The organism is Halobaculum saliterrae (genome assembly GCF_009831625.1).
GTDB classification, from domain to species: domain Archaea; phylum Halobacteriota; class Halobacteria; order Halobacteriales; family Haloferacaceae; genus Halobaculum; species Halobaculum saliterrae.
The window spans coordinates 69,954-95,683 of the sequence record NZ_WUUS01000005.1 but is presented as its reverse complement, the minus strand read 5'-3'; the positions used below and the strand labels follow the sequence as shown (position 1 = coordinate 95,683).

Here is a 25,730-nt window from a genome sequence, read left to right as displayed (position 1 = left end):
CGATGCAGGGACAATCACAACAGCAGGCGTACGACCGCGGGATCACCATCTTCTCGCCGGACGGACGCCTCTATCAGGTCGAGTACGCGAGAGAGGCGGTCAAACGAGGGACGGCGAGCGTCGGCGTGCGCACGGCGGAGGGCGTCGTGCTCGCCGCGGACAAGCGCTCGCGCTCGGAGCTGATGGAGCCCGACTCCGTCGAGAAGCTCCACAAGATCGACGACCACGTCGCCATCGCCAGCGCCGGCCACGTCGCCGACGCCCGACAGCTCATCGACTTCGCCCGTCGGCAGGCCCAGGTCAACCGGCTTCGCTACGGCGAGGAGATGGGTATCGAGACGCTCACGAAGACCGTCACCGACCACATCCAGCAGTACACGCAGGTCGGCGGCGCGCGCCCGTTCGGCGTCGCGCTCATCGTCGGGGGCATCGAGAACGGCGAGCCCCGGCTGTTCGAGACGGACCCCTCGGGGACGCCCTACGAGTGGAAGGCGCTCTCGATCGGCGCGAACCGCGCCGACGTGCGCGAACGCCTCGAGGAGGGGTACAGCGACGACCTCACGATGGAGGAGGGGATCGAGCTCGCGCTCGCCGCGCTCGCGGAGGCCGGCGAGGACGACGGCCTCGAACCCGACGGCGTCGGCCTGGGAACGATCCACGTCGACGACGAGCGGTACGTCGACCACGACGCCGCCTCGGTCGAGGGCTACCTCGACGAGTTCGACCACCTGGTCGACGAGGAGGAGGCCTCCGACGAGGACGACGACACGACCGAGGAGTAACGGACGCACGGCGCCGGTCGCGGCGAGTCGACCGGAGCACCACGTCCGCTCCGCGTGCCGGCGGGCCGTTCTCCCCGGCATCGGCGGACCCCTTTTCGCGACACCGGCGAATCGCCGGTATACGCGACGACGACCGGTACGAGCGTCGTGACGACGCACCCGTGGTCGGCTTCTACGAGCGCGTCGGTGACCCGGAGACGCGGCAGGGGTCGAAGGGCCTATCAGCGGTGGAGCCACGGCTCCGGGTCACGGGTGTCCGAACGCCCCGTCCACGACGCCGCGCTGATGCACGGCGTCGGTGTGGACGGCGCTGGCACGGGACGCGGCGGCGACCCGCACGTGGTGACAGTACTGTGGTGACAGACGGTGGAGCGCCGCGTGGTGGCCGGTGACGCTCCGCGGACCGCCGCCGCTGACACAACTATTTACTCATCATAGAATAAGCCTTTTGCCCGCGCACGTGGTACGCCGGGTCATGAAGGCTATCGCCGTTCGTCGCGGGGAGGGGTCCCCGTCGGTGGTCGAGAAACCGAGGCCGGACCCGGACGAGGGCGAGGCGCTCGTCCGGACGCTCCGCGTCGGGGTCGACGGGACCGACCACGAGGTCATCGCGGGGAGCCACGGCGGCTATCCGGAGGGGGAGGACCACATCGTTCTGGGGCACGAGGCCGTCGGCGTCGTCGTCGACCCGAACGGGACGGGGCTGTCCGAGGGGGACGTCGTCGTGCCGACCGTCCGTCGGCGGCCGAACGGCTCGAACGACTACTTCGCTCGGGGGGAGCCGGACATGGCGCCGGCGGAACAGTACCACGAGCGCGGCATCGACGGCGCGCACGGGTTCATGTCCGAGTACTTCACCAGCCCCGCCGAGCATCTCGTTCACTGTCCGCCCGAGCTGGCGGATCTCGGATTCCTCGTGGAGCCGGCGTCGATCACCGAGAAGGCGATCGAACACGCCCGCGCCAGCCGGTCCGCGTTCGAATGGGATCCGGAGTCGGCGTTCGTGCTCGGCAACGGCAGCCTCGGGCTGCTCACGGTCGCGATGTTGCGGGAGTCGTTCGACCGCCTCTACTGCTTGGGTCGACGGGACCGGCCGGACCCGACGATCGACCTCATCGACGAACTGGGCGCGACGTACGTCGACTCCCGCGAGACCGCCGTCGACGAGGTGCCGGCGGCGTACGAGCCGATGGATCTCGTGTACGAGGCGACCGGGCACGCGAGACACGCCTTCGAGACGGTCGAGGCGCTGGCGCCCAACGGCGTCGGCGCGCTGTTGGGTGTACCCGGCGATTGGACGTTCGAGGTCGACGGCGGCGCGCTCCACCGTGAGCTCGTCCTCCACAACAAGGCGCTCGTCGGCTCGGTGAACTCGAACGTTCGCCACTTCGGGCGCGCCGTCGAGTCCGTCGCCGCCCTGCCCGACTGGTTCACGGACGACCTAGTGACCGGGGTGTACGGCCTCGACGAGTTCGAGCGAGCGTTCGACGACGACGACACCACTATCAAGACGGCCGTGGAATTCGGCTCACGATGAAGAACGTCGACGACCTCATCGACGACGCGGCGGAGCTGGCCGAACGCGGGCTCTCGAAGGGCGAGATCGCCGACGAGTTGAACGTCTCCCGGGAGACGGCCTCCTGGCTCGTCAACCGGTCGGGCGCGACGCCCGCCGACGCGACCGACGACGCGGCCGCCACCGGTCCGTCCGGCCCGCAGGACATCCACGTCGACTGGTCGGCCGTGGGACGGGACTCCACGCGGCTCACTCACGTCGGCCGCGCGATGGCCGACCTGCTCGCCAAGGAGGGCGAGGCGGTCGACCTCACCGTCGGCATCGAGAAGGCGGGGACGCCGCTGGCGACGACGATCGCACGGGAACTCGACACCGACCTGGCGGCGTACGCGCCGGCGAAACACCAGTGGGACGAGGGCGACATCGACGACGTCGGCGGCGGCTTCTCGCGCAACTTCGCGACGATCCGCGGCCGGGAGTGCTTCGTCGTCGACGACACCGTCACCTCGGGGACGACGCTCACGGAGACCGTCGAGGCCGTGCAGGCGGAGGGCGGTCAGCCGAAGGCCTGCGTCGTCATCGTCGACAAACAGGGGCTCGACGAGGTCAACGGCGTTCCGGTCCACTCGCTGATCAACGTCGTCGGCGTCGGTCGCGACTAACCCGGACGGGTCCCGTCGCCACCGTCACAACGTCTATCAACCGGAGCCGCCTATCTTCTCACATGGCATTCCAATCCGAAAGCGAGCTGACGGCCGAGGAGGCCGCCGAGCGCGTCGAGGAGGCGCTCTCGGAGAACGACGTGGTGCTGTTCATGAAGGGGAACCGGCTGATGCCCCAGTGCGGCTACTCGAAGCGCGCGGTCGGGCTCATCTCCCAGCACGTCGAGGACTTCGAGACGATCGACGTCCTCCCGGCGCTGCCGGAGTACCGGGCCGCGTTGGAGGACGTGAGCGGGTGGGAGACGATCCCGCAGACGTTCGTCGACGGCGAGTTCGTCGGCGGCAGCGACGTCCTCGCCGAGCTGGACGAACGCGGCGAGCTCGCCGAGACCCTCGCGATCGACGCGTAACGGCGCCGAGCGACCATGTCGCTCGCAGTAGGGCGGCGTCTCCCCCGGGGACAGGTGTTTTACGCGTCGGGTGCGTAGTTACCGGCGAGTAGGGTCGTACGGACGGCGACCGCGGGACGCCGCGGCGCTTCCTCGTCGCACCCACCCCACCATCCCCACATATGTCAGGCCGCGTATACCGACTTCATTCGACGCTCGAACTGCCACTGGAAGACCTGCAGGACCACTTCGCGTCCGACCCCGACCTTCCGGAGGGCGTCGAGGACGTCGACATCACACGCCGGAACAACACGCTGATCCTGAAGGCGGTGTCGGACGACGAATCGATCGGGAAGTACACCCCGACGGCGCAGTTGAAGGCGAGCGTCTCCGAGACGCGCGTGTACGAGGAGGAGCCGCCGCGAACCGGCGGCGGCTGGATGCAGGAGGAGGAGGAGGAGATCCCCTCGGAACTCGTCGAGTTCGCCTGCTTCAAGGGCGACCGCGAGACGGTGCTCCAGAACACCGCCCTCCAGTTCCAGATGTTCATCGTGCTCCGTGAGATCGCGCTGCTCTCGGAGAAGGGGACGCTGACGGCGATCACCGAGGTCGACGACGAACTGCACGCCCACCGCATCGTGGAGGGCGAGGAACGCCCCGCCAGCGTCGAGGTCGTCGAGACGCCGGACCGGAACTCCGAGAAGGGTGGCGTCGAGTGGCGGGACAACAAGTTCATCTCGTAAGACGAGCGTTCGGCGATGGACGCCGGTCGAGGGTCGTCAGTTCTCACACGCCGGTTGCGTTCGACAGCCACGTGTCCGCCGATAGCAACGCATCTGCCGCCGCACGCTCCGTATCCGCCGGCGTTCTCCGGCGTGGGTGAGAACCTGTCACGAGGTCAGGGACACAAAACCTTTGAACCTGTAATTACATCTCATTACTACGCATGGCCGAGTCACAGGAGTTCCCGGACTATCTGGACGTGGACTACACCGACGGCGAGGGCGAACAGCCCGGCGACTACCCGAGCATCGAGCACAAGCTCGAGAAGGCGCTGGAGGTCGTCGAGACGGGCCTGCGCGAGTACGAGAACCCCGCGGTCATGTGGACCGGCGGGAAGGACTCGACGCTGACGCTGTACTTCGTGAAGGAGGTCGTCGAGCGGCACGACGAGCTGGAGCTGCCGACCACCGTCTTCATCGACCACTATCAGCACTTCGACGAGCTGATGGACTTCGTCCGCCACTGGGCCGACGAGTGGGACCTGGAAGTCAAGTGGGCCCGGAACACGGACGTGGGCGAGTACGTCGACGAGAACGGGCTGGAGCCGGGCGACGACATCCCGGTCGACGCGCTCTCCGAGCACAACCAGCACCACATCCGGAACATCCTCGAGTACGAGGAGGAGACGTTCCCGTTCCTGCTGGACACGTACGTCGGCAACCACCTGCTGAAGACGGTCGCGCTCAACGACACGCTGGAGTCCGAGGACATCGACGGCATCATCTCGGGCATCCGCTGGGACGAGCAGGAGGCGCGCGCCGACGAGACGTTCTTCTCGCCGCGCCACGACCCCGACATCTACCCGCCTCACGACCGCATTCAGCCGATCCTGCAGTTCGAGGAGGCCGACGTGTGGGACGCCTTCTGGTACTTCGTCGTCCCGGAGACGGTCGAGGGCTACCCCGAGGACGGCTACGTCCCGCAGGGGTTCGACGACCTGCCGGAGGGCATCGAGATCGAGGACATCCCCGTCTCGCCGAAGTACTTCGCGGGCTTCCGCTCGCTGGGCTCGGAGATCTCGACGGACAAGTCCGCCGAGGAGCCCGCCTGGCTGCAGGACATGGAGAACACGACCGAGCGCGCCGGCCGCGCCCAGGACAAGGAGGACCTGATGGAGCGCCTGCGCGACCTCGGCTACATGTGACGACGGGACGCTGACGCCCCGCCGCACGGGAGCTCGGGTGATCGACGATCCGACGAACCTTTTCAGGTATCGGCGTTCGTCAGCGAGCCGTTCCGCCTCGAAGGGTGATCCGACGCCCTCTGCCCGCCGTTCGGTTCGTCCGGCGGGGCCGAGCGGGAGAACGGCCAGGGACACCGAACCGTCACGGGTAAGGTCGCCTCGCCGCGTAGCCACGGTATGAGCGACGACGCCGACGGCGACGCCACCACGGGCGGCGCCTATGTCGGACTGTTCTCCGGCGGGAAGGACTCCTCGTGGGCGGTGTACCGTGCGCTGGAGCGCGGACTGCCGGTCGAGCGCCTGCTGACGGTTCATCCCGCGGGCGACTCGTACATGTACCACGTTCCCGAGACCCGGCTGGCCGCGCTGGCGGCCGAGAGCATCGGGCTCCCCCTCGTCGAGGTCGAGCCCGCGGACTTCGAAGCCGGCGAGGCGACCGACTCGGGCGCGCAGGGCGACAGCGAGCTGGAGCCGATGGAGGCGGCGCTGACCGACCTCGCGACGGATCTGTCCCTCGCGGGCGTCACCGCCGGCGCCGTCGAGTCGGAGTTCCAGACGAGCCGGATCGAGGCGATGTGCGACCGGCTGGGGATCGATCTGTTCGCGCCGCTGTGGCAGCGCGATCCCCGGACCCTCGCCGAGGAGATGTTGGACGCGGGGTTCGAGATCCGGATCCTGCAGGTCGCGGCCGCGGGGCTCGACGAGTCGTGGCTCGGCCGTACCATCGACCGTGAGGCCCTCGGGGAACTGGAGCGGCTCAACGACGAGTACGGCGTCCACGTCCTCGGGGAGGGCGGCGAGTTCGAGACGTTCGTCACCGACGGGCCGCACATGGACCGCCGGATCCGACTGGAGTACGACACGGAGTGGGACGGAACGCGGGGGCGGATCCGGGTGACCGACGCGCGACTCGGCGAGTGACGCCGCCGCGAGGCGAGAGAGGCGAGCCGAGCGGGCCGAGGAGCGACCGCCGGGAGCGACGACGGCTTGTCATCCACGGGTTGCCGAGCGAACGGTGCGCGGTCGACCGGAGGGAGACCGCGAGGCGAACGGGGAGCATAGCGACCCGTGAGCGAAGTGAGTGAGCGCAGCGCAAGCCGTGGGTGCCGGACGGAACGCGGGGGCGGATTCGGGTGACCGACGCGCGACTCGGGGAGTAGTCAGCCGTCGTTCGTCAGCCGCGAGTGGGCGCCGATGAGCGCGCCCGAGAGGTCGAGCCCGTCGACGACGGTCTCCTCGTCGATGATGCTGCCGCGCACGTCGGCGTCGCGGACGGTCGCGTTGCCGAACACGACCGACCGCTCAAGCGAGGAGTCGACGATCTCCGTGCCGCCGAGAACGTACACGTCCTCCCCGATCTCGGAGTTCTCGACGGTCGCGTCCGGGTGGACGACCGACTCGCCGTCGAGGTACCACGAGACGGCGTCGAGGTAGCTCTCGGGGGTGCCGATGTCGAACCACGCCTCGTCGAAGGTGAACGCGTGGACGGGCTGGCGCGACTGGAGCCACTGGATGAACCAGCCCGGCTCGTCGGGGTTGTTCCCGTCCGAGAGGTACTCCTCGAAGTCGGGAAGCGTCTCCTGGGGGAACGCGTAGCAGGCGATGGAGACGAGCGTGCTCTTGGGGTCGTCGGGCTTCTCCTGGAAGTCGACGACCCGGTCGCCGTCGAGTTGGACCAACCCGTAGCTCTTCGCGCGTTCGCGGGAGCCGACGTCGTAGGCCGCCAGCGACGGCGTCCCCTTCTCGGCGAAGAAGTCGACGAACTCGCCGACGTCGAAGGAGATGAGGTTGTCGCCGGCGACGACGACCAGGTCGTCGTCCACGTTCTCGCGGTCGATCAACTGTGTCAGGGCGCCGACGACGCCGAACTTCTCGGACTCGGCGCTGGTGTCCTCGACCGAGACCGTGGGCTTCTCGAAGTCGGTGTCCGCGAGGTACGCCTCGAACTCCTCGGCGAAGCGTTCGTTCGTCGAGACGAACACCTCGTCGATCCGGTCGTCGGCCTCCAGATCGGCGAATATCTCGTCGATGACCGTTCCGTCGCCCACCGGGAGCAGCATCTTCGGCCGATTGCGCGTGATCGGCCAGAGCCTCGTCGCGTATCCCCCTGCGAGCACAACTGCCTTCATGCGACCACGGTTACACCCGACCGACAAGGGCTTTTCCTCTCTCGTCGCACCGGAACGACACGTTCTCGACGGCGGCCGACGGGACGTCGTTCGCCCGAAACCGATTCCCGCGCCGGCGACCTGGGGCGGGTATGCCCGAGCAGACGACCCGTGAGCGGATCGCCGAGACCCTGCGCGAGCGGGCGTGTTCCGGCAGCGCGCTCGCCGCCGAGTTCGACGTGCCCCGTTCCGTCGTGTACGACCACCTGGACCACGTCGCGGAGTCGTTGCCCGACGGCGAACGGTTCCTGGTGGCGCCGCCGACGTGTCGCGACTGCGGCTTCGACGACTTCGACGACCTCGTGAACGCGCCGTCACGGTGTCCCTCGTGTAAGGGGGAGACCGTCGAGGAGCCGCAGTTCACGATCGAGTCCGACTGACCGCGGGCGAGGGCGTCGACGACTACGCGGTCGACTCGACGCCCAGTTCCGCGAGCAGCGTCTCCGCCGCCTCGCTCGACGACCCGGGCCCGCGGGCGGTGATCAGGTCGCCGTCGACGGTGACGGAGGTGTCGGCGTCGAGCTCGGCGTCGAAGTTCCCGCCGGCGGCGACGACCTCGTCCTCGACCCAGTAGGGAAGCTTGCGCCCCTCGATGCGGTCGTGCTCGTCGACGATCCCCTCCTCCCATTCGTTCGGGAAGCCGGTCACCTCGCGCCCGTCGACGAGGAAGCCGGCGTCGTCGGTCCGGGTGAACGCGAGGATCCCGACGGCGTGACAGACGACCAGCGCGACGCCGTCGTCGCCCGCGACGGCCTCACGGAGCGCGGTCCGAGCGTGGCGATCCTGATTCACGTCCCAGACGGTGCCGTGGCCGCCGGGGAAGACGACGGCGTCGTAGTCGGCCGGCTCGACTGCCGCGATCGGCTCGGGGTCACGCAGGCGGCCGTCGGTCTCGTGGATCTCGCGGTACTCCTCGACCGTCTCCTCGCCGACGTCCTCGGGATCGAGCGAACGCTCGTCGACCACCGGCGGCGACCCGGACGGCGTCGCCACGGTCACGTCGACGCCGGCGGCGTCGAGCGTCGTGAGCGGCTCGATGCATTCCTCGGCCCAGTACCCCTCCTCGCTGACAACGAACAGCGCCGTGGTGTCAGTCATGCGTTTCAGTTCGGGGGCGGGCGCCGGAAAACGTGTCGTCGGCGGAACCGAGTGTACGGGGGAACGGGCCGGCTTCCCGCGATGATCCGACCGGTCCGTCCCGGGTCGTTTATCCCGGACGCCCGACAACATCGGACAATGGCAGTGGGTACGCGGACCGTGCTGGCCCTGCTCGGCGGCGTCGTCCTGACGGTGGGGGTGTACCTCCACGCGACCGAGCGGGAGAGCGCCGGCTACGCGGTGATGGCGCTCGGGTTCGCGACGGCCGCCGGGTGGGCGTTCCTGGGCATGGAGTTGGCACGGCGCGGGGAGGCGTCGGTCCCGGCGAACACGTACCTCTCGGGAGGGGCGGCCGCGGTCACCCTCGCGATGTACTTCGGGATGCGCGCGCGAGGGATCGCGCGGGGCGAGTGAGCGGTCTGACTGGGCTCGCCCGGCGCGAAACGTATCGATGAAACTACAATAAACCCTTCTTTCGTTTCCGGCCGTTTTCGCGACCTCCCGAACGTCGAACGATCCGACACGAGAGTCAACGTTCGTGAGTTCTACCGGCCAGACCTGTAGAAACAGTGAGTCGAATAGCTGAAATGCTGATTTCAGTGATCGTCCATGATATGAGAGGATCCCACATGCTTAAGTTCGGGATTCCATAACGAACGTTCGCATGTCAGACAACCAGTCCGGTTCCACCCGGCGTCGGTTCCTGCAGGGAACCGGCGTCGCGGCGGTCTCCGCAAGCCTCGCCGGCTGCTCAGGCAACGGCGACGGCGACGGTACCGAAACCTCCGGCGACGACGAAGACACGCCGACGCCGGATCAGACGCCGACCGAGGCACAGGACGACGCAGACGACATCCCGACCGGCGGGATCTTCAACTTCGGGATGGGGACGAACCCGAACACGCTCAACGCGCTCTCGAGTTCCTCGGCGTACGTCGGCGTCATCACCGACCGGATCTACGAGTCCGGCGCGGCGATCGACCCGGTCAACTTCGAGATGCACCCGAACGTCTTCACCGACTGGGAATCCGAGGTGCTCGACGAGACCGGCGACAACGGCCAGTCGAACGTCGAGATCTACTTCAACGTCCGCACGGACGGGCTGACCTGGAACGACGGCGAGGAGTTCACCGTCAGCGACGTGATCTTCTCGTACAACTACCTGCTGGAGCAGAACCCCGGCGGGTACGCGGCGTCCCTCAGCCCCATCGTCAGCGTGGAGGAGGACGACGGCGACTGGGACTGCGTGATGACCCTGAACCAGCCGAACGGGACGTTCGCGTACGACCAGTTCGGCCTCCCGATCCTCCCCGAGCACCGGTGGAGCGACGTCGACGACTACACCACCTACGAGCCGGCCGACACCGACTTCGGTCCCGTGGGGCTCGGTCCGGGCGTCGTCACCCAGTGGGACCCCGACACGTCCGTCGAGGTCTCCTTCGCCGAGCGCGAGGGCGAGTACAACCTCTCCGAGCTCAGCTGGCGCGAGGAGGTCCCCGGCGTCATCGCCGGCGGTCCGTTCATCGACGCCATGCGGATCCGCGTGTACTCCTCGCAGTCCGCGCTGCACCAGGCGCTGTTCCAGGGCGACATCGACTCCCTGTACGAGGGGGTCCGCACCTCGCGGATCTCCGACGCACAGGAGGACGAGAACATCAACCTGCTCGACGGCTTCGACACCGGCTACGGCCACTACTCGTTCAACCTCCGCAACACGCCGCTCGACGACCTGCCCTTCCGGCAGGTGCTCGGGTTCGCGTTCGACGACGTCCTGTGGACCCAGCAGCTCCAGCGCGGCTACGCGCAGGAGGGCGACTTCGTGATGCCGCCCGGCTACACGGCCGTCCGCCCGGAGACGGGGTCGGACCAGGAACTGCTCGACGGACCGTCGACGCAGGCGTTCTCCTTCCGTCAGTCGAGCCCCAGCGTCCCGGACGTGGAGAACATCCGGGCGTTCCTCACCGAGGGGCAGGTCATCACCGGCGAGGGCGGGACGTACGTCGGACAGGACTACCCCGGTAGCCTCACCGGCGTCACCGCGAGTCAGACGGAGCCGAAGCACGACTACAGCTTCGGTCCCGTCGAGTCCGACGTCCTTCAGGAGTCCGATCAGGACCCCGATCAGGAGATCCGCGTCAACGGCGAGACGATCCCCGAGATCAACGACGGGCCGCTCACGATGCTGATGTCTCCGGCACAGGAGGCGCCCCAGTCGGCCCAGATGATCCAGGACTGGATCAGTTCGCTCCAGCAGATCGGGATCCCGATCGACCGCGAGGTCGTCTCGTTCAACACCCGCGTCACGCGGGCGTACGGCGAGGAGAGCTACGACGCGTTCAGCATGGGCTGGGTGAACCTCTCGCCGTTCGCGACGAACACGCTGTACAGCCTGTTCCACTCCGACAACGCCGACGACCACTCGGTCGCTGAGACCGAGGGTGACGACGAGAACACCTCGACGCTGCTCAACAACGCGATGGGGTACGGGGTGTTCGACGACGCCGGCGCCGACGACCTCATCGACGAGGCGCGGACCACCCTCGAGCCGGAGGCGCGGAACCAGGCCTCCCGGGAGGCGGTCGAGCGGATCTACCTCGACTTCCCGACGATGGTCGTCGACTACGGCGTGCCGAAGTGGCCGGTCTCGGCCGAGTGGTCGGGCGCCCTCGAGAACATCCCGGGCCCGGGTTCGACGTACCTCGGGACCCAGATCATGCAGATCCACCAGAGCGAGTAACGCCCTCGAAACCGATCGTCGCGTCCGACTGACGCGCGACGTCGGGCACCCTCATCGCCCGCGGTCGGGCGAGCCGGGGTTCCTGACGGCGTCGCCCGTCGGGTATCGGACGATTCAACAGGTTCAAACGGCAGCCTTCGTGACACAGTAGTACGCGAAACGGTCCCACAAAACGCATGACCAGAATCAGTGGAAAATACCTCGCAAAGCGGATCGTCGTTTCGTACCTGACGCTCCTCGTGATCATGTCGTTGCTGTTCGTCCTCCTCCGGAGCATGCCCGGCTCGTTCATCACGAGCATGATCAGTTCCGGGATGACGAACGAACAGATACAGCAGATCCGGGAGACGTGGGGACTCAACGAACCGTTATGGAGACAGTATATCGACTTCATGATCAACTACCAGACCGGCAACTTCGGCCGGTCGCCGACGTACAACGCCCCCGTCGCGGACCTGATGATCCGTCGGATGCCGCGTACGCTGGTCCTGTTCGGCGCGACGTTCCTGATCGGCTTCATCATCGGCCCGCTCGTCGGGATGTATCTCGGCTGGTGGCGCGGGTCGAAGAAGGACAAGTCCATCTTCAGCACCTCGCTGTTGCTGTACTCGATGCCCAGCTTCTGGATCTCGTGGCTGTTCATCTGGGTGTTCAACTACGAGCTCGGCTGGCTGCCGAGCGCGTACATGTTCACCCAGTTCCCCGAGTTCCAGTGGACGGCATTCACGGTGATGCGGGACGTGCTGTATCACATCGCGCTGCCGATCATGAGCCTCACGTTCATCGGTTGGGTCGGCTCGATGCTCATCATGCGCCCGACGATGAACCAGGTGACCGACGAGGGCTACGTGTTCCTCGCGCACGCCAAGGGCCTGTCGGAGCGGACGGTGATGATCAAACACGCCGCGCGCAACGCGCTCATCCCGGTCGCGACCGGCGCGGTCGTCGGGCTGGCGTTCCTGATCGACGGCTCGATCATCATCGAGAACGTGTTCAACTGGCCGGGTATGGGGCAGATAATCGTCACGTCGGTGCTCAACCGCGACTTCCCGGTCGCCCAGGCCACGTTCTTCCTGCTGGCCGTACTGGTCGTCATCATGCGGCTGGTCACCGACGTCGTGTACACGTACCTCGACCCCCGGATCAAGTTCGGGGAGGGTGAATAATGGCAACCGGACAAGGAGACACCGAAAGCGACGGCGAATCGTACACGCGGCGCTGGGAGCCGCGACTCGAGCGACTCAAGCGGGGCTGGAGCAGGTACTCCGAACACAACATCGGTATCCTCGGCCTCGTCATCCTCGGAATATTCAGCCTGTGGGCGGTGGTGCCGGGCGTCTTCGCGCCGCACTCGACCGACTGGGTCGCGTACCTGGGGGAGCCGCCCATCGAAAGCCGGCTAACCGCCGAACAGGTCCGTTCGCTGCCGCACCCCCCGGCGTTCGGCGACCCGTTCTTCGCCCCGCTGGGGACGAACGCGAACGGGAACGGCATCCTCTCGCTGGTGATCTACTCGGCGAGCAACGCCATGTACATCGGGCTGGCCGCCGGCCTGCTGTCCAGCCTCGTGGGTGTCCCGCTGGGTTTGATCTCGGGGTTCTACGGCGACACGTGGATCGACGAGGCGATCCAACGGTTCGTCGACATCATGTACGGCCTGCCGTTCCTGCCGTTCCTCATCGTGCTCGTGGCGATCCGCGGCATCACGACGACCAACATCATCATCGGCATCGCGGTCACCTCCTGGCTCAACAACTGCATCACGATCCGCGGGGAGACGCTCTCGCTGAAGGAGCGGTCGTACGTCGAGTCCGCGAAGGTCGCCGGGGCCTCCGACACCCGGATCATCTTCCGGCACATCATGCCGAACGTCCTCCCCATCTCGTTCGTGTTCCTCGCGCAGGACGCCGCGGGCGCGGTCATCACGCAGGCGTCGCTGGCGTACCTCGGGCTGGCGGACTTCACCGCCAACTCCTGGGGCATCATGCTCGAGAACATCAAATCGCAGGGCTACATCTTCGACGCCTGGTGGTGGCTGCTGCCGCCGGGTATCGCGCTGATGCTGATGGCCGCATCGTTCTACTTCATCGGCTTCTCGATGGAGGACGTGACCAACCCGCAGCGGTGATCTGATATCCAATGACACTACTCGAAGTAAACGACCTCTCGATCCGATACGCGGTCGACGACGGCTCGGCGGTTCACGCCAGCGACGACGTGAACTTCTCCGTCGAGCCCGGGGAGACCTACGGGCTCGTCGGCGAGTCCGGTTGCGGAAAGACGACGCTGGCGAAGAGTCTCGTCCACCTGCTCGACGACAACGGGTACATCGAGGACGGGGAGGTGTGGTTCGAGACGACGCTCCCCCAGTGGGCCGACGAGAACGGTGATCCGAAGCAGTCGGTCATCGACGACCCGGACAAGCCGGTTCGCGCCGACGGGAAGACGGACCTGGCGCAGCTCAACAGCAAACAGATCCGCGACATCCGCTGGCGCGACATCGCCATCATCCCGCAGTCGGCGATGAACGCGCTGAATCCGGTGTACAAGGTCGGCGACCAGATCGTCGAAGCGATCCTCCGGCACGAGCCGGAGACGACCGCCGAGGAGGCACACGAACGGGCACGCGACCTCCTCGAGCGCGTCGGGATCGAGCCCGACCGGGCGGACGACTACGCCCACCAGTTCTCCGGCGGGATGAAACAGCGGGCGGTCATCGCGATGGCGATGGCCTGCGGTCCCGACCTGCTGATCGCCGACGAGCCGACCACCGCGCTCGACGTGATCATCCAGGACCGGATCCTCGAGGAGCTGGAGGCGCTCCAGGAGGAGTTCGGCGTCTCGATCCTCGTCATCAGTCACGACATCTCGGTGATGGCGGAGATCTGCGACCGGATGGCCGTGATGTACGGCGGGAAGGTGATGGAGTCCGGTCGTACCGAGGAGATCTTCGACGCGACGGCCAACCCCTACACGCTCGGGCTGAAGAACTCCTTCCCGACGATCACCTCGAAGGACCAGGACCTCGTCTCCATCCCCGGGACGCCGCCGACGCTGCGCGACCCGGACGAGGGGTGTCGCTTCCGCGAGCGGTGCCCGTTCGCCGTCGAGGAGTGTCACGCGGCGCATCCGCCGATGTACGACGTCGCCACCGCCGACGCGGAGGGGCGGGCGGTCGAATCGACCGACCGGCGAGCACACACGACGGCCTGCTACCGAATCGACGAGCTCGAACAGATCCGAACCGACGCAATCAACGAATCCACATGGACCGACCAGACGATCGAGAGCCGCTAGTAGAGATCGAGGGGCTGCGGAAGCTCTTCGACCAGTCACAGGGCATCGTCGACACCGTCCTGGGTCGCGAGCCGCAGCCAGTCCGGGCCGTCGACGGCGTCTCGCTCGACATCTATCCGGGCGACACCGTCGGCATCGCGGGCGAGTCGGGCTGCGGGAAGACGACCCTCGGGAAACTGCTGGTGAAGCTGTACGAGCCGACCGAGGGAACGATCCGCTTCGACGGGGACGACGTCACCGACATGACCCGCGAGGACGAACGCCAGTTCCGCAAGCGGGTCCAGATGATCTTCCAAGACCCCTTCGAGTCGCTCAACCCCCGGATGACGGTGTACGACACCGTCTCCGAGCCGCTCAAGATCAACGAGATGGTCGACGGGTACGACGAGCGGCGGTCGCGGGTGAAGCAGGTACTCGAGGACGTCGGCCTGGGGCCCGCCGAGGTGTACCTCGACGCGTTCCCGGACGAGCTGTCAGGCGGCGAGCGCCAGCGGGTCGCGATCGCGCGGGCGCTCGTCGTCGACCCGGACTTCGTCGTCTGCGACGAGCCGGTGTCCATGCTGGACGTGTCCATCCGCGCGGGCGTGTTGAACCTGATGCAGGACCTGCAGGACGAGTACGATCTCACCTACCTGTTCATCAGCCACGACCTCTCGCTCATCCGCTACATGTGTGACCGCGCCGGGATCATGTACCTCGGCAACATGGTCGAACAGGGTCCCACCGACGACGTCATCGACGACCCCAAACACCCGTACACGGAGGCGCTGTTCGACGCGGTTCCGGACGTGGAACTCGGGGACGACCGTCGGCGCGCGAACGCGACCGGGGAGGTCCCCTCCCCGAGGAACCCGCCGAGCGGCTGTCGGTACCACCCCCGGTGTGCACACATCATCCCGCCGGAGGACTGGGGCGGCAGTCAGGCCGCGTTCCGACGGGCGTTCCAGTTCAAACTGAAGGTACAACGCGGGGAGCTCGACGCCGAGGCGGCGAGCGACGACGGCGATCCGGTGGAGTCGCTCGTCGAACAGGGACTGACTCTGGACGTCCCCGAGGAGTATCGGTCCGAGCGGGAGATCGAGACCGGCGGACACCGGACCGACGCCGCCTCGTTGGATCTGCCGTCCGACGCCCGGACGGCGCTCGACGAGGCGGCGGAGGCGTTGCTCGACGGCGACCAGGACGCGGCCGTCGCGGCGCTCGACGAGGTCGTCACGACCCCGTGCGCCTCGCGCAAGCCGCGTCCCCTCCCGTCGGGCACGCGCGAGGTCGCGTGTCACCGATACGAGGACGGGGACGCGAACACGGGGGCGATCGGCGGTTCCAACGGGGGCCTCAACGCGGCTCCGGCGGAGGACTGACCGGTGGTCCGGTCCTCGCGAAGCCAACGCGCCCTCCTCGCCGGCCTCGTGGTCGTCCTCGCGGTCAGCGCCGCCGCGTTCGTCGCGACGGCGAGCGCGCAGCTGGCGTGGCAACAGCGCGACACCATCGACTTCCGACCGGCCGACTACGAGCTCGTCGACGGCGACGACCCGGTGCTGCGGGTGACCTTCGAGGTGCGAAACCCGACGAGCGTCGACGCGAGGGTTCGCACGGGTTCGCTGGTGGTGTACGACGGCGACCCCGCGGCCGGCGATGCGTTGACGGTTCCGCGGACCGAGCGGCTCGAGGGCGACAGGGACGCGACGGTGGCCGCCGGCGAGACGGCGACGGTGAGCCTCGTCGCGTCGGTCTCGCCCGACACCGTCGAGCAGGCGCAGTCGGCGATCGACTCCGGACGCGCGGTTCCCTCCGGAACGTTCGCCGTGACCGTCCGCGGCCGAAGCTTCCAGGCGGATGTCTGAGGACACGTCGGGGCTGTGGAAGGCGATGACTCACCCGTCTCACGCCTCCTACGGCTCGCGCCGCGATCGACTCGTCTCGGCCGTCGCGGTCGGACTGCTCACGGGAGTGTCGGCGGCCATGGCGACGTACACGCTGTGGCAGGGGGCGCTCGCGCCCGGATGGGCCGGCGACACCGTCATGGGGTCGCTCGTGTTCGCGGCGGGCGCGCTGGTGAAGCTGCTGTGTCAGAACCTCAAGACGAGCGTGCTCGCGCTGTCGATCGCGGTCGTCGTCGGTGCCGCGATGACGGCGGCCGCCGCGGTGGCGCCGTACCTCCTGCTCGACATCGGGACGCTCGGCGGGATCGCGCTGCTGCCGGAGCTTCGCGACGTGATCACGCTGTTGGTGTTCGGACAGGTCCCGCTGCTGCTGTTCGGCTACCTCGTCGCGATCGTCTACGACGGCGCGACCGCCTGAGCGCGCCCGGCGGCCGACGACAGGTCTTTTGCCCGGTGACAGCTATCCGGGAACATGCCGAAGGAGATCCCGACCGAGGAGAAGTCGGTGCGCGAGCGCGGGACCTACGCCAACGACGGCAACGACCCGACGCTGGCGTCGTACCTCTCGTCGCTGTTCTTCCTCCTGTCGGTGCCCGCGTTCGTGACCCTCGCGTACGTCGGCTTCTGGGCCGGCCTCTACGCCGAGTCGACGGTGGTCCCGGTGTTCGCGGGCCTGCTCGTCGCGGGGGTGGCCGGCGTGTTCGCCGTGATGCACGTCACGACCGGGCGGTGAGTCCGCTGTCGGCCATCTAGACGGACGCCGAACTCCGATAGAACGGGACGGAAGAGAAACGGGGATGCGGGCGACCGAGCGGGCTCAGACGGACGCGACCCGACTCAGAACCACTTGTCCTTGTACACGCACTGGAGGGGCTCGGTGACGACGTTCGTCGCCAGCGCCATCGAGACGATCTCGACGGCGTCGTCGTACTCGCTCGGGTCGACGTCGTCGTCCTCCCAGGCGGCGATCCCGATACCCAACTGGACGTGGTAGTCGTACACGGTGATCAGCCACTCGTCGGGGAGGGTGCGCTCGTCGGGGTCGGACTCGTTGATGACGCGGAGCAGGTACTTGAACGTCGTGTCCTCGCGGCTGGAGAGGTCGTCGCCCGCGTCGAACCCGGGAACGTTCGGCGTTCCGAACAGCTGCACGAGTCGGTAGAGGGCGGTACCGATGTCGTCGAAGCTGCCGCGGTCGGTCGGGTCCGGCTCGAGCTCGATGTTGACGTCGTCACGCGCCTCCCGGAGGTTGACCTCCTCGAAGGCGGTCCCCTCGTCGGCTCGCGACAGGATCTCCTCGCGGGAGATCGGCACCATCGTGAACTCCCGGAGCTCCTCGACCGGGGGCGCCTGAGGGTGCTCGCGGATGTCGTACTGCATTCAGTACGCGAACCCCATGAAGCCCTTCCAGCCGAAGTAGCCGACGACGATGCACGCGACGCCGGCCCCGACCACGGTCAGCGATTCCACGTCCGAGATCCCCTCGATCCCGTTCAGATTGAGCACGAGGGTGATCCCGAGGATGGTGAAGATGTAGCCCACGACGAGTCCGACGATCATGACGCCGAGGGAGACGGCGCCGAGTGGACCCTTGAGGGTGTCGGGGACGCGATTGCTCACGGACATTCGTACGTGTTCGTAGCGGATTCGCGGGTCTTAATTCCCTCGTTACGAGGTGGCATGGGTCGGGGTGCAACGGAGGGGGAAGGCGACGGGCCCATCCGACCCCCGCCGGCTATCGGTCGTCCCGATCGTCGCCGGCGCCGCGACGGTCGCGTTCGGCCTCCCCGGGTTCGGCGTCGCCGAGGGGGCTCATCGCCGGGTCGAACTCCGACCCGTCGCCGGTCGGGCCCTCGGCGTCCGTGTCCGCGTCCGGTCGGTTCACCGAGTGGGAGGGTGAGTCGCGGTCGCGACGCGAACGCTCGTGTTCGCCGCGCTCGCGGGCGTCGCTGGTGAGCCCGTACTCCTCGGCGATCGGCCTCCGGGCACGGTAGCCGAATGCGAGCGCGACGACGCCGGCGACGGAGTACACGACGACCGGCGTCGAGGTCAGGGCGACCTCGCCGGTGACGACCGAGAGGTGCAGCGCCTGTCCGATCGAGAGGGCGCCGACGACGAGCATCGCCGTGGAGATCACGCCGAGGAAGCGAGTCGAGACCATACCGTATGTGGGCGCGCCGTCCTGAAAAACGCGGGGGAGTCGGCCGCCTCAGCCGTCGCCGTACTCGTCGACGACGACGACCTCGCCGTCCTCGACGGTGACGTTGATCAACGTCTTCACCGAGTGGTCGGTGTCGTCGAGCTTGTTCGGGCCCGCCTTCTTGATCACCGCGACCACGTCGACCACGTCGGCGCCGATGTGGGTGAGCGCGTCGAGAATGCCCTTCATCGTGCCGCCCGTCGAGAGCACGTCGTCGAGCACGAGCACCCTGTCGCCCTCGAACACGTCGTTGATGTACATCTCGCCCTCGGAGTAGCCCGTCTCCTGCTGGAGCGCGACCTCGCCGTCGAGGCCGTACTCGCGCTTGCGGATGACGACCAGCGGGATGTCGGTCATCAGCGAGAGGGCGGTGGAGATGTGGATCCCCATCGCGGCGGGGGTGACGATCTTGTCGACGTCCTCGATCTGGGCCTTCCGGATGATCCGGATGACGATCTCCCGGAGGAGTTCGGGCTCCAGCATCGGAACGCCGTCGCTGATGGGATGTACGAAGTACTGGTACTCGCCCTTCTCGATGATCGGCGCGTCCAGCAGGGACTGGCGCAGGCGGTCCATGTCGACCCGACGGCGACGACCCCGTAAAGGTTGACGGATCCGAGGAGGCGACCCGAGGGGTTCAGACCACGAGCACCAGCGCCACGATGAGCAGCGCGGTCACGAGCAGCACGCTCGTTCCGAACCCGGCGCGGAGGTCGATGTCGGTCCGTTCGCGTGCGTCGTTTGCCAACGCGTCGTCGCCGGCGATCACGCCGACGGCGCCGAGCCGGTCGAGCGTTCCCGCCGGGTCGCGGACGGCCCCCGCGACGGCGCCCGAGCCGGCGACGACCGCGCGGTCCACGGCCGCGTACAGTTCGGTGACCCCGACGACGAGCGCTCGGGTGCCGTAGAAGCCGGCGCGGTTGTAGATCGCGTCCACGTCGGGGACGCGGCCCACCTTCGAGAGCGGCTTCTTCAGGATCACGAACCCGACCACGCCGAGCGCCGCGAGGATCAGGCCCTCCTGGACGTGGCCGACGGTGTAGGTCGTGTAGTCGTAGCTCCCGGTGTCGGGCAACACCGCGAACAGCGCGGGCGGATACAGTCCGAGCACCACGCACGGGATCGCCACGGCGACCATGGCGACCTTCTGGCCGACGTTCGCCGGCCGCACGTCGCCGTCGTACTCGCCGTGGAGGAACACGTAGTAGCCCAGCTTGATGAACGAGAGGAACGTGCCGACGCCCCCCGCCAGCAACAGGTACCACAGCACGTCGTAGTGCTTCTTGTGTGCGGCCCCGAGCACCATCCCCTTCGAGACGAAGCCGTTGAACCCGGGGAACCCGGCGATCGACAGCGCCGCGACGAGGAACGCGACGGCGGTGAGCGGCAGCTTTCGCCAGAGACCGCCCAGGTCCTCCAGGTGCTCCTCGCCGGTCCGGTAGATGACGACGCCGACCGTCATGAACAGCAGGCTCTTGTAGAGGATGTGGTTGAAGACGTGCCCGAACGCGCCGGCGGTCGCGAGTGCGCCGCCAAGGCCGACGCCCGCGACCATGTAGCCGACCTGCGACTGGATGTGATACGAGAGCAGGCGGCGCATGTCCCCCTGGAGCAGCGCCATCCCGGCGCCGAAGACGGCCATCAGGCCGCCCATGTACGCGATCGCGAGCTCGCCCTCCGGGAACGCACGGAACATGCCGTACACGCCGGTCTTCGTCGTGTACACGCACAGGAAGACGCTTGCGGCGATGTGCGGCCGCGGGTACGTGTCCGGCAGCCACGCGTGCAGGCCGATGAAGCCGACGTTGACGCCGATGCCCACCGCGGCGAGCACCGGCGCGACGACGCCCGCGAGCCCGTCGCCGGTGAACAGGAAGGTCCCCGCGGCCACGTAGTGCCAGACGATCGCCCCCAGCAGGAGCGTGCCGCCGACGCCGTGAAGCAGGGCGTACCGGAAGCCCGCCCGGACCGCGCGGCCGCCGTAGTGCCACACCAGCAGCGTGCTGGTGACGGCCATCAGCTCCCAGAAGAGGATCAGCGTGAGCCAGTCGCCGGCGAAGACGGCGCCGAGGCTCGTGCCGACGTAGCCGAGCGCGAAGGCGGTCTGGCGCTCGTCGGCGCCGCTCGCCCACGAGTACAGCACCGCTATCGACCCGATGAAGCCGAAGATGACGCCCATCAGCCGCGAGAAGCCGTCGACGTTGAACAGGACGGCGTCGAAGCCGAACAGCAGCGTCGGGAGGTGCTCGCCGCCGGGCACGAGCCACGCGTACGGCACGACCGCCGCGGTCGCGAGCACGCCAAGGGCGTGCCCCCCGCGCCGGCCCAGCAGCGGGACGAGGATCGCGGCCACAAGCACGAACAGGAACGGCGGGATCAGCGGGTCGACTGCGACCATCAGACGTGCACCCCCGTGGCGCCCGCGACGATCAGGCGGACGATCCTGAGGAACACCGCGCCGTCGGGAACGATCCCGAGGACGATCGAGCCGAGGGCGGTGACGAGGATCGGCGCGATCATGAACCACGTCGACTCGCCGCCGGTCCACTTGCGGCGCTCCCAGCCGGCCGCGTGGTCGTGGCCGCCCTCGTGGCCGTACGCGTCGCCGCCGCCGTCCGCGACCGCGTCGGCGCCGGCGTGGTCATCGGCAGCAGGATCGGCGACGGCCGCGCGACCCCACGACAGCCGGCCGCCGAGCGGTCCCGAGATCAGCGGCTTCTCGTCGGTCTCCTCGGGCGACTCGAAGAACGCGGTGTACACGACCGGCCAGAAGTAGCCGATGTTCAGCACGCCCGAGACGAGCAGCGCGACCGCGAACAGGGTCTGTCCCGCCGATATCGACCCGATGAGCAGGAAGTACTTGCTCACGAAGCCGGCGACCAGTGGAATTCCGGCCATCCCCGCCGCCGCGACGGCGAAGGCCGCCATCGTCAGTGGCATCCGTCTCCCGATCCCGGCCATGTCGGAGATGTCGTCGGTGTGGGTCTCGACGTGGAGCGCGCCGGCGGCGAAGAACAGGGTGATCTTCATGAACCCGTGCGCCGGGATGTGCAGCAGGCCGCCCACCAACGATGTGGGCGCCAGCACCGCCAGCCCGAGCACGATGTACGACAGTTGGCTCACCGTCGAGAAGGCGAGTCGGCGCTTGAGGTTGTCCTGTCTGAGCGCGATGACCGACGCGACCACGAGCGTGAACGCGGCGACCGCCGCCAACGGGAGCCCCATTCCGAGGTTCCCGACGGTCTCCGGGCCGAACACGTCGAGGACGACGCGCGCGATGCCGAAGACGCCGCTCTTGACGACCGCCACCGCGTGCAACAGCGCGGAGACGGGCGTCGGCGCGACCATCGCGTCCGGCAGCCACGAGTGCAGCGGCATCAGCGCGGCCTTCACGCCGAACCCGGACGCGAGCAGCGCGAACGCCAGGCGGGCGAACATGGGGTCCGCCGAGGCGAGCCCCTCGATGCCGCCGGGCGTGAACGCGACGGTCCCGGTGAGCCAGTAGACGAGGGCGGTCCCGGCGAGGACGGCCACGCCGCCGCCGAAGGTGTACGCGAGGTACTTCCGGGCGGCCGAGCGGGCTTCGTCGGTCTCGTCGTGGGCGACGAGCGGGTACGTCGCGACCGTGAGCAGCTCGTAGAACACGAATATCACCAGCAGGTTCGACGCGAACGCGACGCCCACGGCCGCCGAGACGCTTGCGGCGAAGGCGGCGAAGTAGCGCGTCTGGCCGTGCTCGTCGAGTCCGCGCATGTAGCCGATGCTGTAACTGCTGGTGACGATCCACAGGAAGCTCGCCAACAGCGCGAAGAGGACGCCCAGCGCGTCCGCCTCCAGCGCGAACCGGGCACCCGGGAGGAACGACCCGAGGTCGGTGACGTACGTGTCGCCGGCGAGCACGCCGGGAACCATGCTGACGACGATGCCGAACTTCGCGAGCGCCGCGACCGCCGTCCACGACTCTCGGACGTTCGGTCGGCTCCCGGACAGCAGGATCGGCGCGATCGCGACGGCGGAGACGAGCACGGCCGCGAGCGGTCTGAGTGACGTGATATCGGTCATGAGAGGAGCACCTCCACGGTCGGGGCGAGGGCTGACTCGTACGCCGGGACGGCCGCCCCGAGGCCGACGGCGAGCAGCGCCGCCGCGAGGACGGCGGCGACCATTCCGAGCGAGACGCCGCTGTCGGCCGAGGAGCCGCTGCCGACGTCGTGTCCCTCGCCGCCGTCGGCGACGGCGGCGTCGGCCGGGCCGGTCTCGGCCCCGGCGGGCGCCTCGCGGAAGAACATCCGTTCGAGCAGTCGCGCGAAGTACGCGAGCGTCAGCAGCGTCGACAGGAGGATGACGACCGCGAGCCCCCACGCGCCCGCCTCCAGCGTGCCGACGACGATGTACCACTTGCCGAAGAAGCCGATCGCCGGCGGCACGCCCACCATTCCGAGCGTGAGCACGCCGAAGGCGGCCGCCGCGGCGGGCATCCGCGAGCCGAGGCCGTCGTAGTCGGAAACGGAGCGACCGCCGACGCCGGTGGCGACCAGCCCGGCCGCGAGGAACAGCCCGCCCTTCATCACCGCGTGGCCCACGAGGTGGATCGCCAGTCCGACCAGCGCCGTCGCGTTCGTCACCGACAGCGCGGCGACGACGAGCCCGAACTGCGAGACCGACGAGTACGCGAGCATCCGCTTGATCTCCGTCTGAGCGACCGCGAGCCCGCTCCCGACGACGATGCTGATGGCCGCGGTCGCGGCCAGCAGCGGGCGGGCGAACGGCACCGCCTCGAGGAACTCCGGCGTGAACACCGTGAGCACGATCCGGACGAGCGCGTACGCGCTCACCGTCGACACGAGCGAGGCGATGAGCGCGCTCACCGAGTCGGGCGAGCCGGCGTACGCCTCCGGCTGCCAGGTGTGCAGCGGGAACATAGCGACCTTGACGAACAGCCCGACGACGACGAACGCGAACGACGCCCGGACGAGTGGCGACGCGTAGCCGACGGCGGCGAGCTCGGCCGACAGGTCGGCCATGTTCAGCGTGCCCGTGGCGATGTACGCGTAGCCGACGCCGAGCAGGTACAGCGAGGCGCCGAACGTCCCCACGAGGAGGTACTTCAGCCCGGCGACGGCGGAGCGGCCGCCCTCGCCGCTGGCGACGAGCGCGTAGGCGGTCAGCCCGGTGATCTCGAGGAAGACGTACATGTTGAACGCGTCGCCGGTGACGGACATCCCGGTGAGGCCGGTGACGAGCAGGAGATACGTCGAGTAGAACCGGTTCGAGCGCGGCCCGGCATGGCGCGCGTACGCGAGCACGCCGAGCGCGACGACCGCAACCAGCACCACCATCGTCGCCGACAGCCCGTCGACGAGCAGTTCGATCCCGTACGGGATCGTGAAGTCCCCGACGGCGTAGCTCCCGGGTGCGCCCGAGAGCCCGTCGGCGGCGAACGCGACCGCGCCGGCGACCTGCACCGACAGCGTCGCGGCCGCGACGTACCAGCCGGAGCGGTCGAGGCGGATCCCCGCGAGCAGCGACACGAGCGCCCCGAGGATCGGGAGCACGACGAGCAGCGCCGGGAGGTCACTCACCGTCGCTCACCTCCGAGACCAGATCCGCACGGAGCGTCCCGTACTCCCCGTAGATGCGGACGATGAGTCCCAGCGCCACCGCGGTGAGGCTCACCCCGACGACGATGGCCGTCAGGATGAGTACGTGCGGCAGCGGGCTCACGTACGGCCCCGGCTCCGACAGCAGCGGCGCGGACGCGCCGGTCACGTACGCCGAGGCGATGAGGAACAGGAAGATCCCCGACTGGAAGACGTTCAGTCCGATCACCTTCTTGACGAGGTTTCGATCCCCGATCACCATGTGGGCGCCGATCCCGAGCAGGAGGAACGCGACGACGAAGTACGCCCGGTCGACGAGCACGTCGATCACTGCTCCACCTCCTCGTCGTCCTCGTTCGAGTGGCCGGCCGCCAGCGCGAAGAACAGCCCGACGACGGTGACGGAGACGATGATCCCGATCCCGACCTCGACCAGCTCGATGCCGTACTTGCTGGAGTGTGCCACCGGGATGGCGGTGTACTCGAGGAACGCGCCGCCCGAGGCGACCGCGGCGAGGCCGATCCCCATGAACAGCGCGAGGCCGAGGACCACGAGCGCCGTGAGCATCGACGCGGAGAGCCAGTCGCGGGTCGGCCCGACGCCGAAGGCGATCGCGATCATCAGGATCGCGGTCCCGACGATGACACCGCCTTGGAAGCCGCCGCCGGCGGAGTCGGCGCCGTGGAACATCACGAACGCGCCGAGCGTGAACACGAACGGCGCGACGATGCGGACGGTCGCCATGATGATCGGGCTCTCGACGTACGGCCGATCGGGACCGTTCCCGAGGGAGAACTCGTCGTCGCCGTCGGCGGTCGACGAGGAACTCATGCCAACACCCCCCGGTCGAGCACGACGAGCAGCCCGATGAGCGCGGCGAACACGACGACCGCCTCGCCGAGCGTGTCGAACCCGCGGTAGGCCGCGAGAACCGCCGTCACGGCGTTCTCGACCTCCGTCTCGGTGTAGGCGTTCTCCAGGTAGTAGTTCGTCACCCGGGAGGTCGCGACCGGCGTCGACGAGGAGCCGACCGGCGGCAGCGCCGACAGCGTCGTCGCCAGCGCGGCCACGAGCAGCGCGGAGACGCCGGCCGCCGTGAGGTCGACGTCGACGAACAGGTCGTCGCTGGCGGGCCGGACGGTCTTGGCGATCGTCAACAGGAACAGCACCGTCGTCACCCCGGCCCCGACGGCCGCCTCGGTCAGCCCAACGTCCGGGGCACGCAACAGGAGCCAGACGACGGCGATCCCGAGGCTGTACGCCGCGAACGCGATGATCGACGCGAGCACGTCCCGCAACAGCGCCGTCGCGAGCGCGCTCCCGAGGACGAACGCGAGGACCGCCCACTCGACGGGCGTCACCGGCGGTCACCCCCGTCCGCGACGGCGCCGTCGGGGTCGTCGGGGTCCCCGCCGGCGTCGGCCGGGTCGCC

At 68.4% G+C, this 25,730-nt stretch carries 29 protein-coding genes; 17 read left to right on the top strand and 12 right to left on the bottom strand.

The features are described from left to right. Window positions 1-2: 2 nt before the first annotated feature. From psmA to GRX01_RS09075, 7 genes are all read left to right on the top strand, one after another. Window positions 3-782, top strand: coding sequence for an archaeal proteasome endopeptidase complex subunit alpha (psmA, locus tag GRX01_RS09105; protein WP_159666025.1), 780 nt, complete (start codon window positions 3-5; stop codon window positions 780-782). A gap of 475 nt (window positions 783-1,257) precedes the next feature. Beyond that, window positions 1,258-2,319, top strand: coding sequence for a glucose 1-dehydrogenase (locus GRX01_RS09100; protein WP_159666022.1), 1,062 nt, complete (start codon window positions 1,258-1,260; stop codon window positions 2,317-2,319). Beyond that, a complete protein-coding gene (gene gfcR / locus GRX01_RS09095; protein WP_159666019.1) occupies window positions 2,316-2,960 on the top strand; it encodes a transcriptional regulator GfcR in 645 nt (214 codons plus the stop codon). Before GRX01_RS09100 ends, gfcR begins: the two co-directional genes overlap by 4 nt. A gap of 62 nt (window positions 2,961-3,022) precedes the next feature. Next, window positions 3,023-3,370 (top strand): glutaredoxin family protein, encoded by a 348-nt coding sequence (locus GRX01_RS09090; RefSeq protein WP_159666016.1) that lies wholly within the window; start codon window positions 3,023-3,025, stop codon window positions 3,368-3,370. 161 nt (window positions 3,371-3,531) lie between these two features. After that, a complete protein-coding gene (locus GRX01_RS09085; RefSeq protein WP_159666013.1) occupies window positions 3,532-4,092 on the top strand; it encodes a DUF7110 family protein in 561 nt (186 codons plus the stop codon). Between the two features lie 203 nt (window positions 4,093-4,295). Then, window positions 4,296-5,276 carry a phosphoadenosine phosphosulfate reductase family protein gene (locus GRX01_RS09080; protein WP_159666010.1) on the top strand — a complete coding sequence of 327 codons (981 nt, stop codon included), beginning with the start codon at window positions 4,296-4,298 and terminating at the stop codon, window positions 5,274-5,276. Between the two features lie 216 nt (window positions 5,277-5,492). After that, on the top strand, window positions 5,493-6,236 hold the full coding sequence (locus GRX01_RS09075) for a diphthine--ammonia ligase (protein ID WP_159666007.1): 744 nt from the start codon (window positions 5,493-5,495) through the stop codon (window positions 6,234-6,236). A 239-nt stretch (window positions 6,237-6,475) separates the two neighbouring features. Here the strand turns inward: GRX01_RS09075 and GRX01_RS09070 are convergent, their stop codons facing one another. After that, a complete protein-coding gene (locus tag GRX01_RS09070) occupies window positions 6,476-7,444 on the bottom strand; it encodes a sugar phosphate nucleotidyltransferase (protein ID WP_159666004.1) in 969 nt (322 codons plus the stop codon). Between the two features lie 131 nt (window positions 7,445-7,575). On the opposite strand from GRX01_RS09070, the gene GRX01_RS09065 reads away from it, so the two are divergent. After that, window positions 7,576-7,863 carry a transcriptional regulator gene (locus GRX01_RS09065; RefSeq protein WP_159666001.1) on the top strand — a complete coding sequence of 96 codons (288 nt, stop codon included), beginning with the start codon at window positions 7,576-7,578 and terminating at the stop codon, window positions 7,861-7,863. 22 nt (window positions 7,864-7,885) lie between these two features. Here GRX01_RS09065 and GRX01_RS09060 read toward each other — a convergent pair whose 3' ends face one another. Then, complete coding sequence (locus GRX01_RS09060) at window positions 7,886-8,581, bottom strand: type 1 glutamine amidotransferase domain-containing protein (RefSeq protein WP_159665998.1); 696 nt, start codon at window positions 8,579-8,581, stop codon at window positions 7,886-7,888. A gap of 138 nt (window positions 8,582-8,719) precedes the next feature. On the opposite strand from GRX01_RS09060, the gene GRX01_RS09055 reads away from it, so the two are divergent. From GRX01_RS09055 to GRX01_RS09015, 9 genes are all read left to right on the top strand, one after another. Further along, entirely contained in the window at window positions 8,720-8,995 is a 276-nt protein-coding gene (locus GRX01_RS09055) for a hypothetical protein (RefSeq protein WP_159665995.1), read from the top strand. Between the two features lie 250 nt (window positions 8,996-9,245). Beyond that, window positions 9,246-11,318 (top strand): ABC transporter substrate-binding protein, encoded by a 2,073-nt coding sequence (locus GRX01_RS09050; RefSeq protein ID WP_159665992.1) that lies wholly within the window; start codon window positions 9,246-9,248, stop codon window positions 11,316-11,318. Between the two features lie 176 nt (window positions 11,319-11,494). Next, window positions 11,495-12,484 (top strand): ABC transporter permease, encoded by a 990-nt coding sequence (locus GRX01_RS09045; protein WP_201289553.1) that lies wholly within the window; start codon window positions 11,495-11,497, stop codon window positions 12,482-12,484. Then, window positions 12,484-13,446 carry an ABC transporter permease gene (locus GRX01_RS09040; protein ID WP_159665989.1) on the top strand — a complete coding sequence of 321 codons (963 nt, stop codon included), beginning with the start codon at window positions 12,484-12,486 and terminating at the stop codon, window positions 13,444-13,446. Before GRX01_RS09045 ends, GRX01_RS09040 begins: the two co-directional genes overlap by 1 nt. An 11-nt stretch (window positions 13,447-13,457) precedes the next feature. Beyond that, complete coding sequence (locus tag GRX01_RS09035) at window positions 13,458-14,615, top strand: ABC transporter ATP-binding protein (protein ID WP_159665986.1); 1,158 nt, start codon at window positions 13,458-13,460, stop codon at window positions 14,613-14,615. After that, the gene (locus GRX01_RS09030) at window positions 14,585-15,976 is read left to right on the top strand and encodes an ABC transporter ATP-binding protein (RefSeq protein WP_159665983.1); all 1,392 of its coding nucleotides are present in this window, start codon (window positions 14,585-14,587) and stop codon (window positions 15,974-15,976) included. The genes GRX01_RS09035 and GRX01_RS09030 overlap by 31 nt, the downstream gene beginning before the upstream one ends. 3 nt (window positions 15,977-15,979) lie before the next feature. Further along, complete coding sequence (locus tag GRX01_RS09025; protein WP_159665980.1) at window positions 15,980-16,459, top strand: hypothetical protein; 480 nt, start codon at window positions 15,980-15,982, stop codon at window positions 16,457-16,459. After that, window positions 16,452-16,916, top strand: a complete 465-nt coding sequence (locus GRX01_RS09020; RefSeq protein WP_159665977.1) for a hypothetical protein — start codon at window positions 16,452-16,454, stop codon at window positions 16,914-16,916. The genes GRX01_RS09025 and GRX01_RS09020 overlap by 8 nt, the downstream gene beginning before the upstream one ends. A 54-nt stretch (window positions 16,917-16,970) precedes the next feature. Beyond that, a complete protein-coding gene (locus tag GRX01_RS09015; protein ID WP_159665974.1) occupies window positions 16,971-17,231 on the top strand; it encodes a hypothetical protein in 261 nt (86 codons plus the stop codon). Window positions 17,232-17,335: 104 nt separating this feature from the next. Here the strand turns inward: GRX01_RS09015 and GRX01_RS09010 are convergent, their stop codons facing one another. From GRX01_RS09010 to GRX01_RS08965, 10 genes are all read right to left on the bottom strand, one after another. After that, the gene (locus GRX01_RS09010; RefSeq protein WP_159665971.1) at window positions 17,336-17,878 is read right to left on the bottom strand and encodes a hypothetical protein; all 543 of its coding nucleotides are present in this window, start codon (window positions 17,876-17,878) and stop codon (window positions 17,336-17,338) included. After that, the gene (locus tag GRX01_RS09005) at window positions 17,879-18,124 is read right to left on the bottom strand and encodes a hypothetical protein (protein WP_159665968.1); all 246 of its coding nucleotides are present in this window, start codon (window positions 18,122-18,124) and stop codon (window positions 17,879-17,881) included. It abuts the gene before it with no gap. A 109-nt stretch (window positions 18,125-18,233) separates the two neighbouring features. Continuing rightward, window positions 18,234-18,659 carry a hypothetical protein gene (locus tag GRX01_RS09000; RefSeq protein WP_159665965.1) on the bottom strand — a complete coding sequence of 142 codons (426 nt, stop codon included), beginning with the start codon at window positions 18,657-18,659 and terminating at the stop codon, window positions 18,234-18,236. A 48-nt stretch (window positions 18,660-18,707) separates the two neighbouring features. After that, window positions 18,708-19,274, bottom strand: a complete 567-nt coding sequence (gene hpt / locus GRX01_RS08995) for a hypoxanthine/guanine phosphoribosyltransferase (RefSeq protein ID WP_159665962.1) — start codon at window positions 19,272-19,274, stop codon at window positions 18,708-18,710. A gap of 61 nt (window positions 19,275-19,335) precedes the next feature. Then, the gene (locus GRX01_RS08990) at window positions 19,336-21,096 is read right to left on the bottom strand and encodes a Na(+)/H(+) antiporter subunit D (RefSeq protein WP_159665959.1); all 1,761 of its coding nucleotides are present in this window, start codon (window positions 21,094-21,096) and stop codon (window positions 19,336-19,338) included. Then, on the bottom strand, window positions 21,096-22,760 hold the full coding sequence (locus tag GRX01_RS08985) for a cation:proton antiporter (protein WP_159665956.1): 1,665 nt from the start codon (window positions 22,758-22,760) through the stop codon (window positions 21,096-21,098). Before GRX01_RS08985 ends, GRX01_RS08990 begins: the two co-directional genes overlap by 1 nt. Further along, window positions 22,757-24,280 carry a monovalent cation/H+ antiporter subunit D family protein gene (locus GRX01_RS08980; protein WP_321167996.1) on the bottom strand — a complete coding sequence of 508 codons (1,524 nt, stop codon included), beginning with the start codon at window positions 24,278-24,280 and terminating at the stop codon, window positions 22,757-22,759. The genes GRX01_RS08985 and GRX01_RS08980 overlap by 4 nt, the downstream gene beginning before the upstream one ends. Next, window positions 24,273-24,629 (bottom strand): cation:proton antiporter subunit C, encoded by a 357-nt coding sequence (locus GRX01_RS08975; protein WP_321167995.1) that lies wholly within the window; start codon window positions 24,627-24,629, stop codon window positions 24,273-24,275. Before GRX01_RS08975 ends, GRX01_RS08980 begins: the two co-directional genes overlap by 8 nt. After that, window positions 24,626-25,129 (bottom strand): MnhB domain-containing protein, encoded by a 504-nt coding sequence (locus tag GRX01_RS08970; protein WP_159665953.1) that lies wholly within the window; start codon window positions 25,127-25,129, stop codon window positions 24,626-24,628. Before GRX01_RS08970 ends, GRX01_RS08975 begins: the two co-directional genes overlap by 4 nt. Further along, complete coding sequence (locus GRX01_RS08965; RefSeq protein ID WP_321167994.1) at window positions 25,126-25,659, bottom strand: DUF4040 domain-containing protein; 534 nt, start codon at window positions 25,657-25,659, stop codon at window positions 25,126-25,128. The genes GRX01_RS08970 and GRX01_RS08965 overlap by 4 nt, the downstream gene beginning before the upstream one ends. Window positions 25,660-25,730: the final 71 nt, after the last annotated feature.

Excerpts from the sequence above, each read along its gene's own strand:
- GRX01_RS09055 (WP_159665995.1), top strand. The coding sequence starts at position 8,720 with ATGGCAGTGGGTACGCGGACCGTGCTGGCCCTGCTCGGCGGCGTCGTC.
- GRX01_RS09045 (WP_201289553.1), top strand. The coding sequence starts at position 11,495 with ATGACCAGAATCAGTGGAAAATACCTCGCAAAGCGGATCGTCGTTTCG.
- GRX01_RS09000 (WP_159665965.1), bottom strand. The coding sequence starts at position 18,659 with ATGGTCTCGACTCGCTTCCTCGGCGTGATCTCCACGGCGATGCTCGTC.
- GRX01_RS09070 (WP_159666004.1), bottom strand. The coding sequence starts at position 7,444 with ATGAAGGCAGTTGTGCTCGCAGGGGGATACGCGACGAGGCTCTGGCCG.
- GRX01_RS09080 (WP_159666010.1), top strand. The coding sequence starts at position 4,296 with ATGGCCGAGTCACAGGAGTTCCCGGACTATCTGGACGTGGACTACACC.
- GRX01_RS08970 (WP_159665953.1), bottom strand. The coding sequence starts at position 25,129 with ATGAGTTCCTCGTCGACCGCCGACGGCGACGACGAGTTCTCCCTCGGG.
- GRX01_RS08990 (WP_159665959.1), bottom strand. The coding sequence starts at position 21,096 with ATGGTCGCAGTCGACCCGCTGATCCCGCCGTTCCTGTTCGTGCTTGTG.
- gfcR (WP_159666019.1), top strand. The coding sequence starts at position 2,316 with ATGAAGAACGTCGACGACCTCATCGACGACGCGGCGGAGCTGGCCGAA.
- GRX01_RS09010 (WP_159665971.1), bottom strand. The coding sequence starts at position 17,878 with ATGCAGTACGACATCCGCGAGCACCCTCAGGCGCCCCCGGTCGAGGAG.
- GRX01_RS09020 (WP_159665977.1), top strand. The coding sequence starts at position 16,452 with ATGTCTGAGGACACGTCGGGGCTGTGGAAGGCGATGACTCACCCGTCT.
- GRX01_RS09050 (WP_159665992.1), top strand. The coding sequence starts at position 9,246 with ATGTCAGACAACCAGTCCGGTTCCACCCGGCGTCGGTTCCTGCAGGGA.
- hpt (WP_159665962.1), bottom strand. The coding sequence starts at position 19,274 with ATGGACCGCCTGCGCCAGTCCCTGCTGGACGCGCCGATCATCGAGAAG.
- GRX01_RS09060 (WP_159665998.1), bottom strand. The coding sequence starts at position 8,581 with ATGACTGACACCACGGCGCTGTTCGTTGTCAGCGAGGAGGGGTACTGG.
- GRX01_RS09005 (WP_159665968.1), bottom strand. The coding sequence starts at position 18,124 with ATGTCCGTGAGCAATCGCGTCCCCGACACCCTCAAGGGTCCACTCGGC.
- GRX01_RS09075 (WP_159666007.1), top strand. The coding sequence starts at position 5,493 with ATGAGCGACGACGCCGACGGCGACGCCACCACGGGCGGCGCCTATGTC.
- GRX01_RS09100 (WP_159666022.1), top strand. The coding sequence starts at position 1,258 with ATGAAGGCTATCGCCGTTCGTCGCGGGGAGGGGTCCCCGTCGGTGGTC.
- GRX01_RS09090 (WP_159666016.1), top strand. The coding sequence starts at position 3,023 with ATGGCATTCCAATCCGAAAGCGAGCTGACGGCCGAGGAGGCCGCCGAG.
- GRX01_RS09015 (WP_159665974.1), top strand. The coding sequence starts at position 16,971 with ATGCCGAAGGAGATCCCGACCGAGGAGAAGTCGGTGCGCGAGCGCGGG.
- psmA (WP_159666025.1), top strand. The coding sequence starts at position 3 with ATGCAGGGACAATCACAACAGCAGGCGTACGACCGCGGGATCACCATC.
- GRX01_RS09085 (WP_159666013.1), top strand. The coding sequence starts at position 3,532 with ATGTCAGGCCGCGTATACCGACTTCATTCGACGCTCGAACTGCCACTG.
- GRX01_RS09030 (WP_159665983.1), top strand. The coding sequence starts at position 14,585 with ATGGACCGACCAGACGATCGAGAGCCGCTAGTAGAGATCGAGGGGCTG.
- GRX01_RS09065 (WP_159666001.1), top strand. The coding sequence starts at position 7,576 with ATGCCCGAGCAGACGACCCGTGAGCGGATCGCCGAGACCCTGCGCGAG.
- GRX01_RS08985 (WP_159665956.1), bottom strand. The coding sequence starts at position 22,760 with ATGACCGATATCACGTCACTCAGACCGCTCGCGGCCGTGCTCGTCTCC.
- GRX01_RS09035 (WP_159665986.1), top strand. The coding sequence starts at position 13,458 with ATGACACTACTCGAAGTAAACGACCTCTCGATCCGATACGCGGTCGAC.
- GRX01_RS09040 (WP_159665989.1), top strand. The coding sequence starts at position 12,484 with ATGGCAACCGGACAAGGAGACACCGAAAGCGACGGCGAATCGTACACG.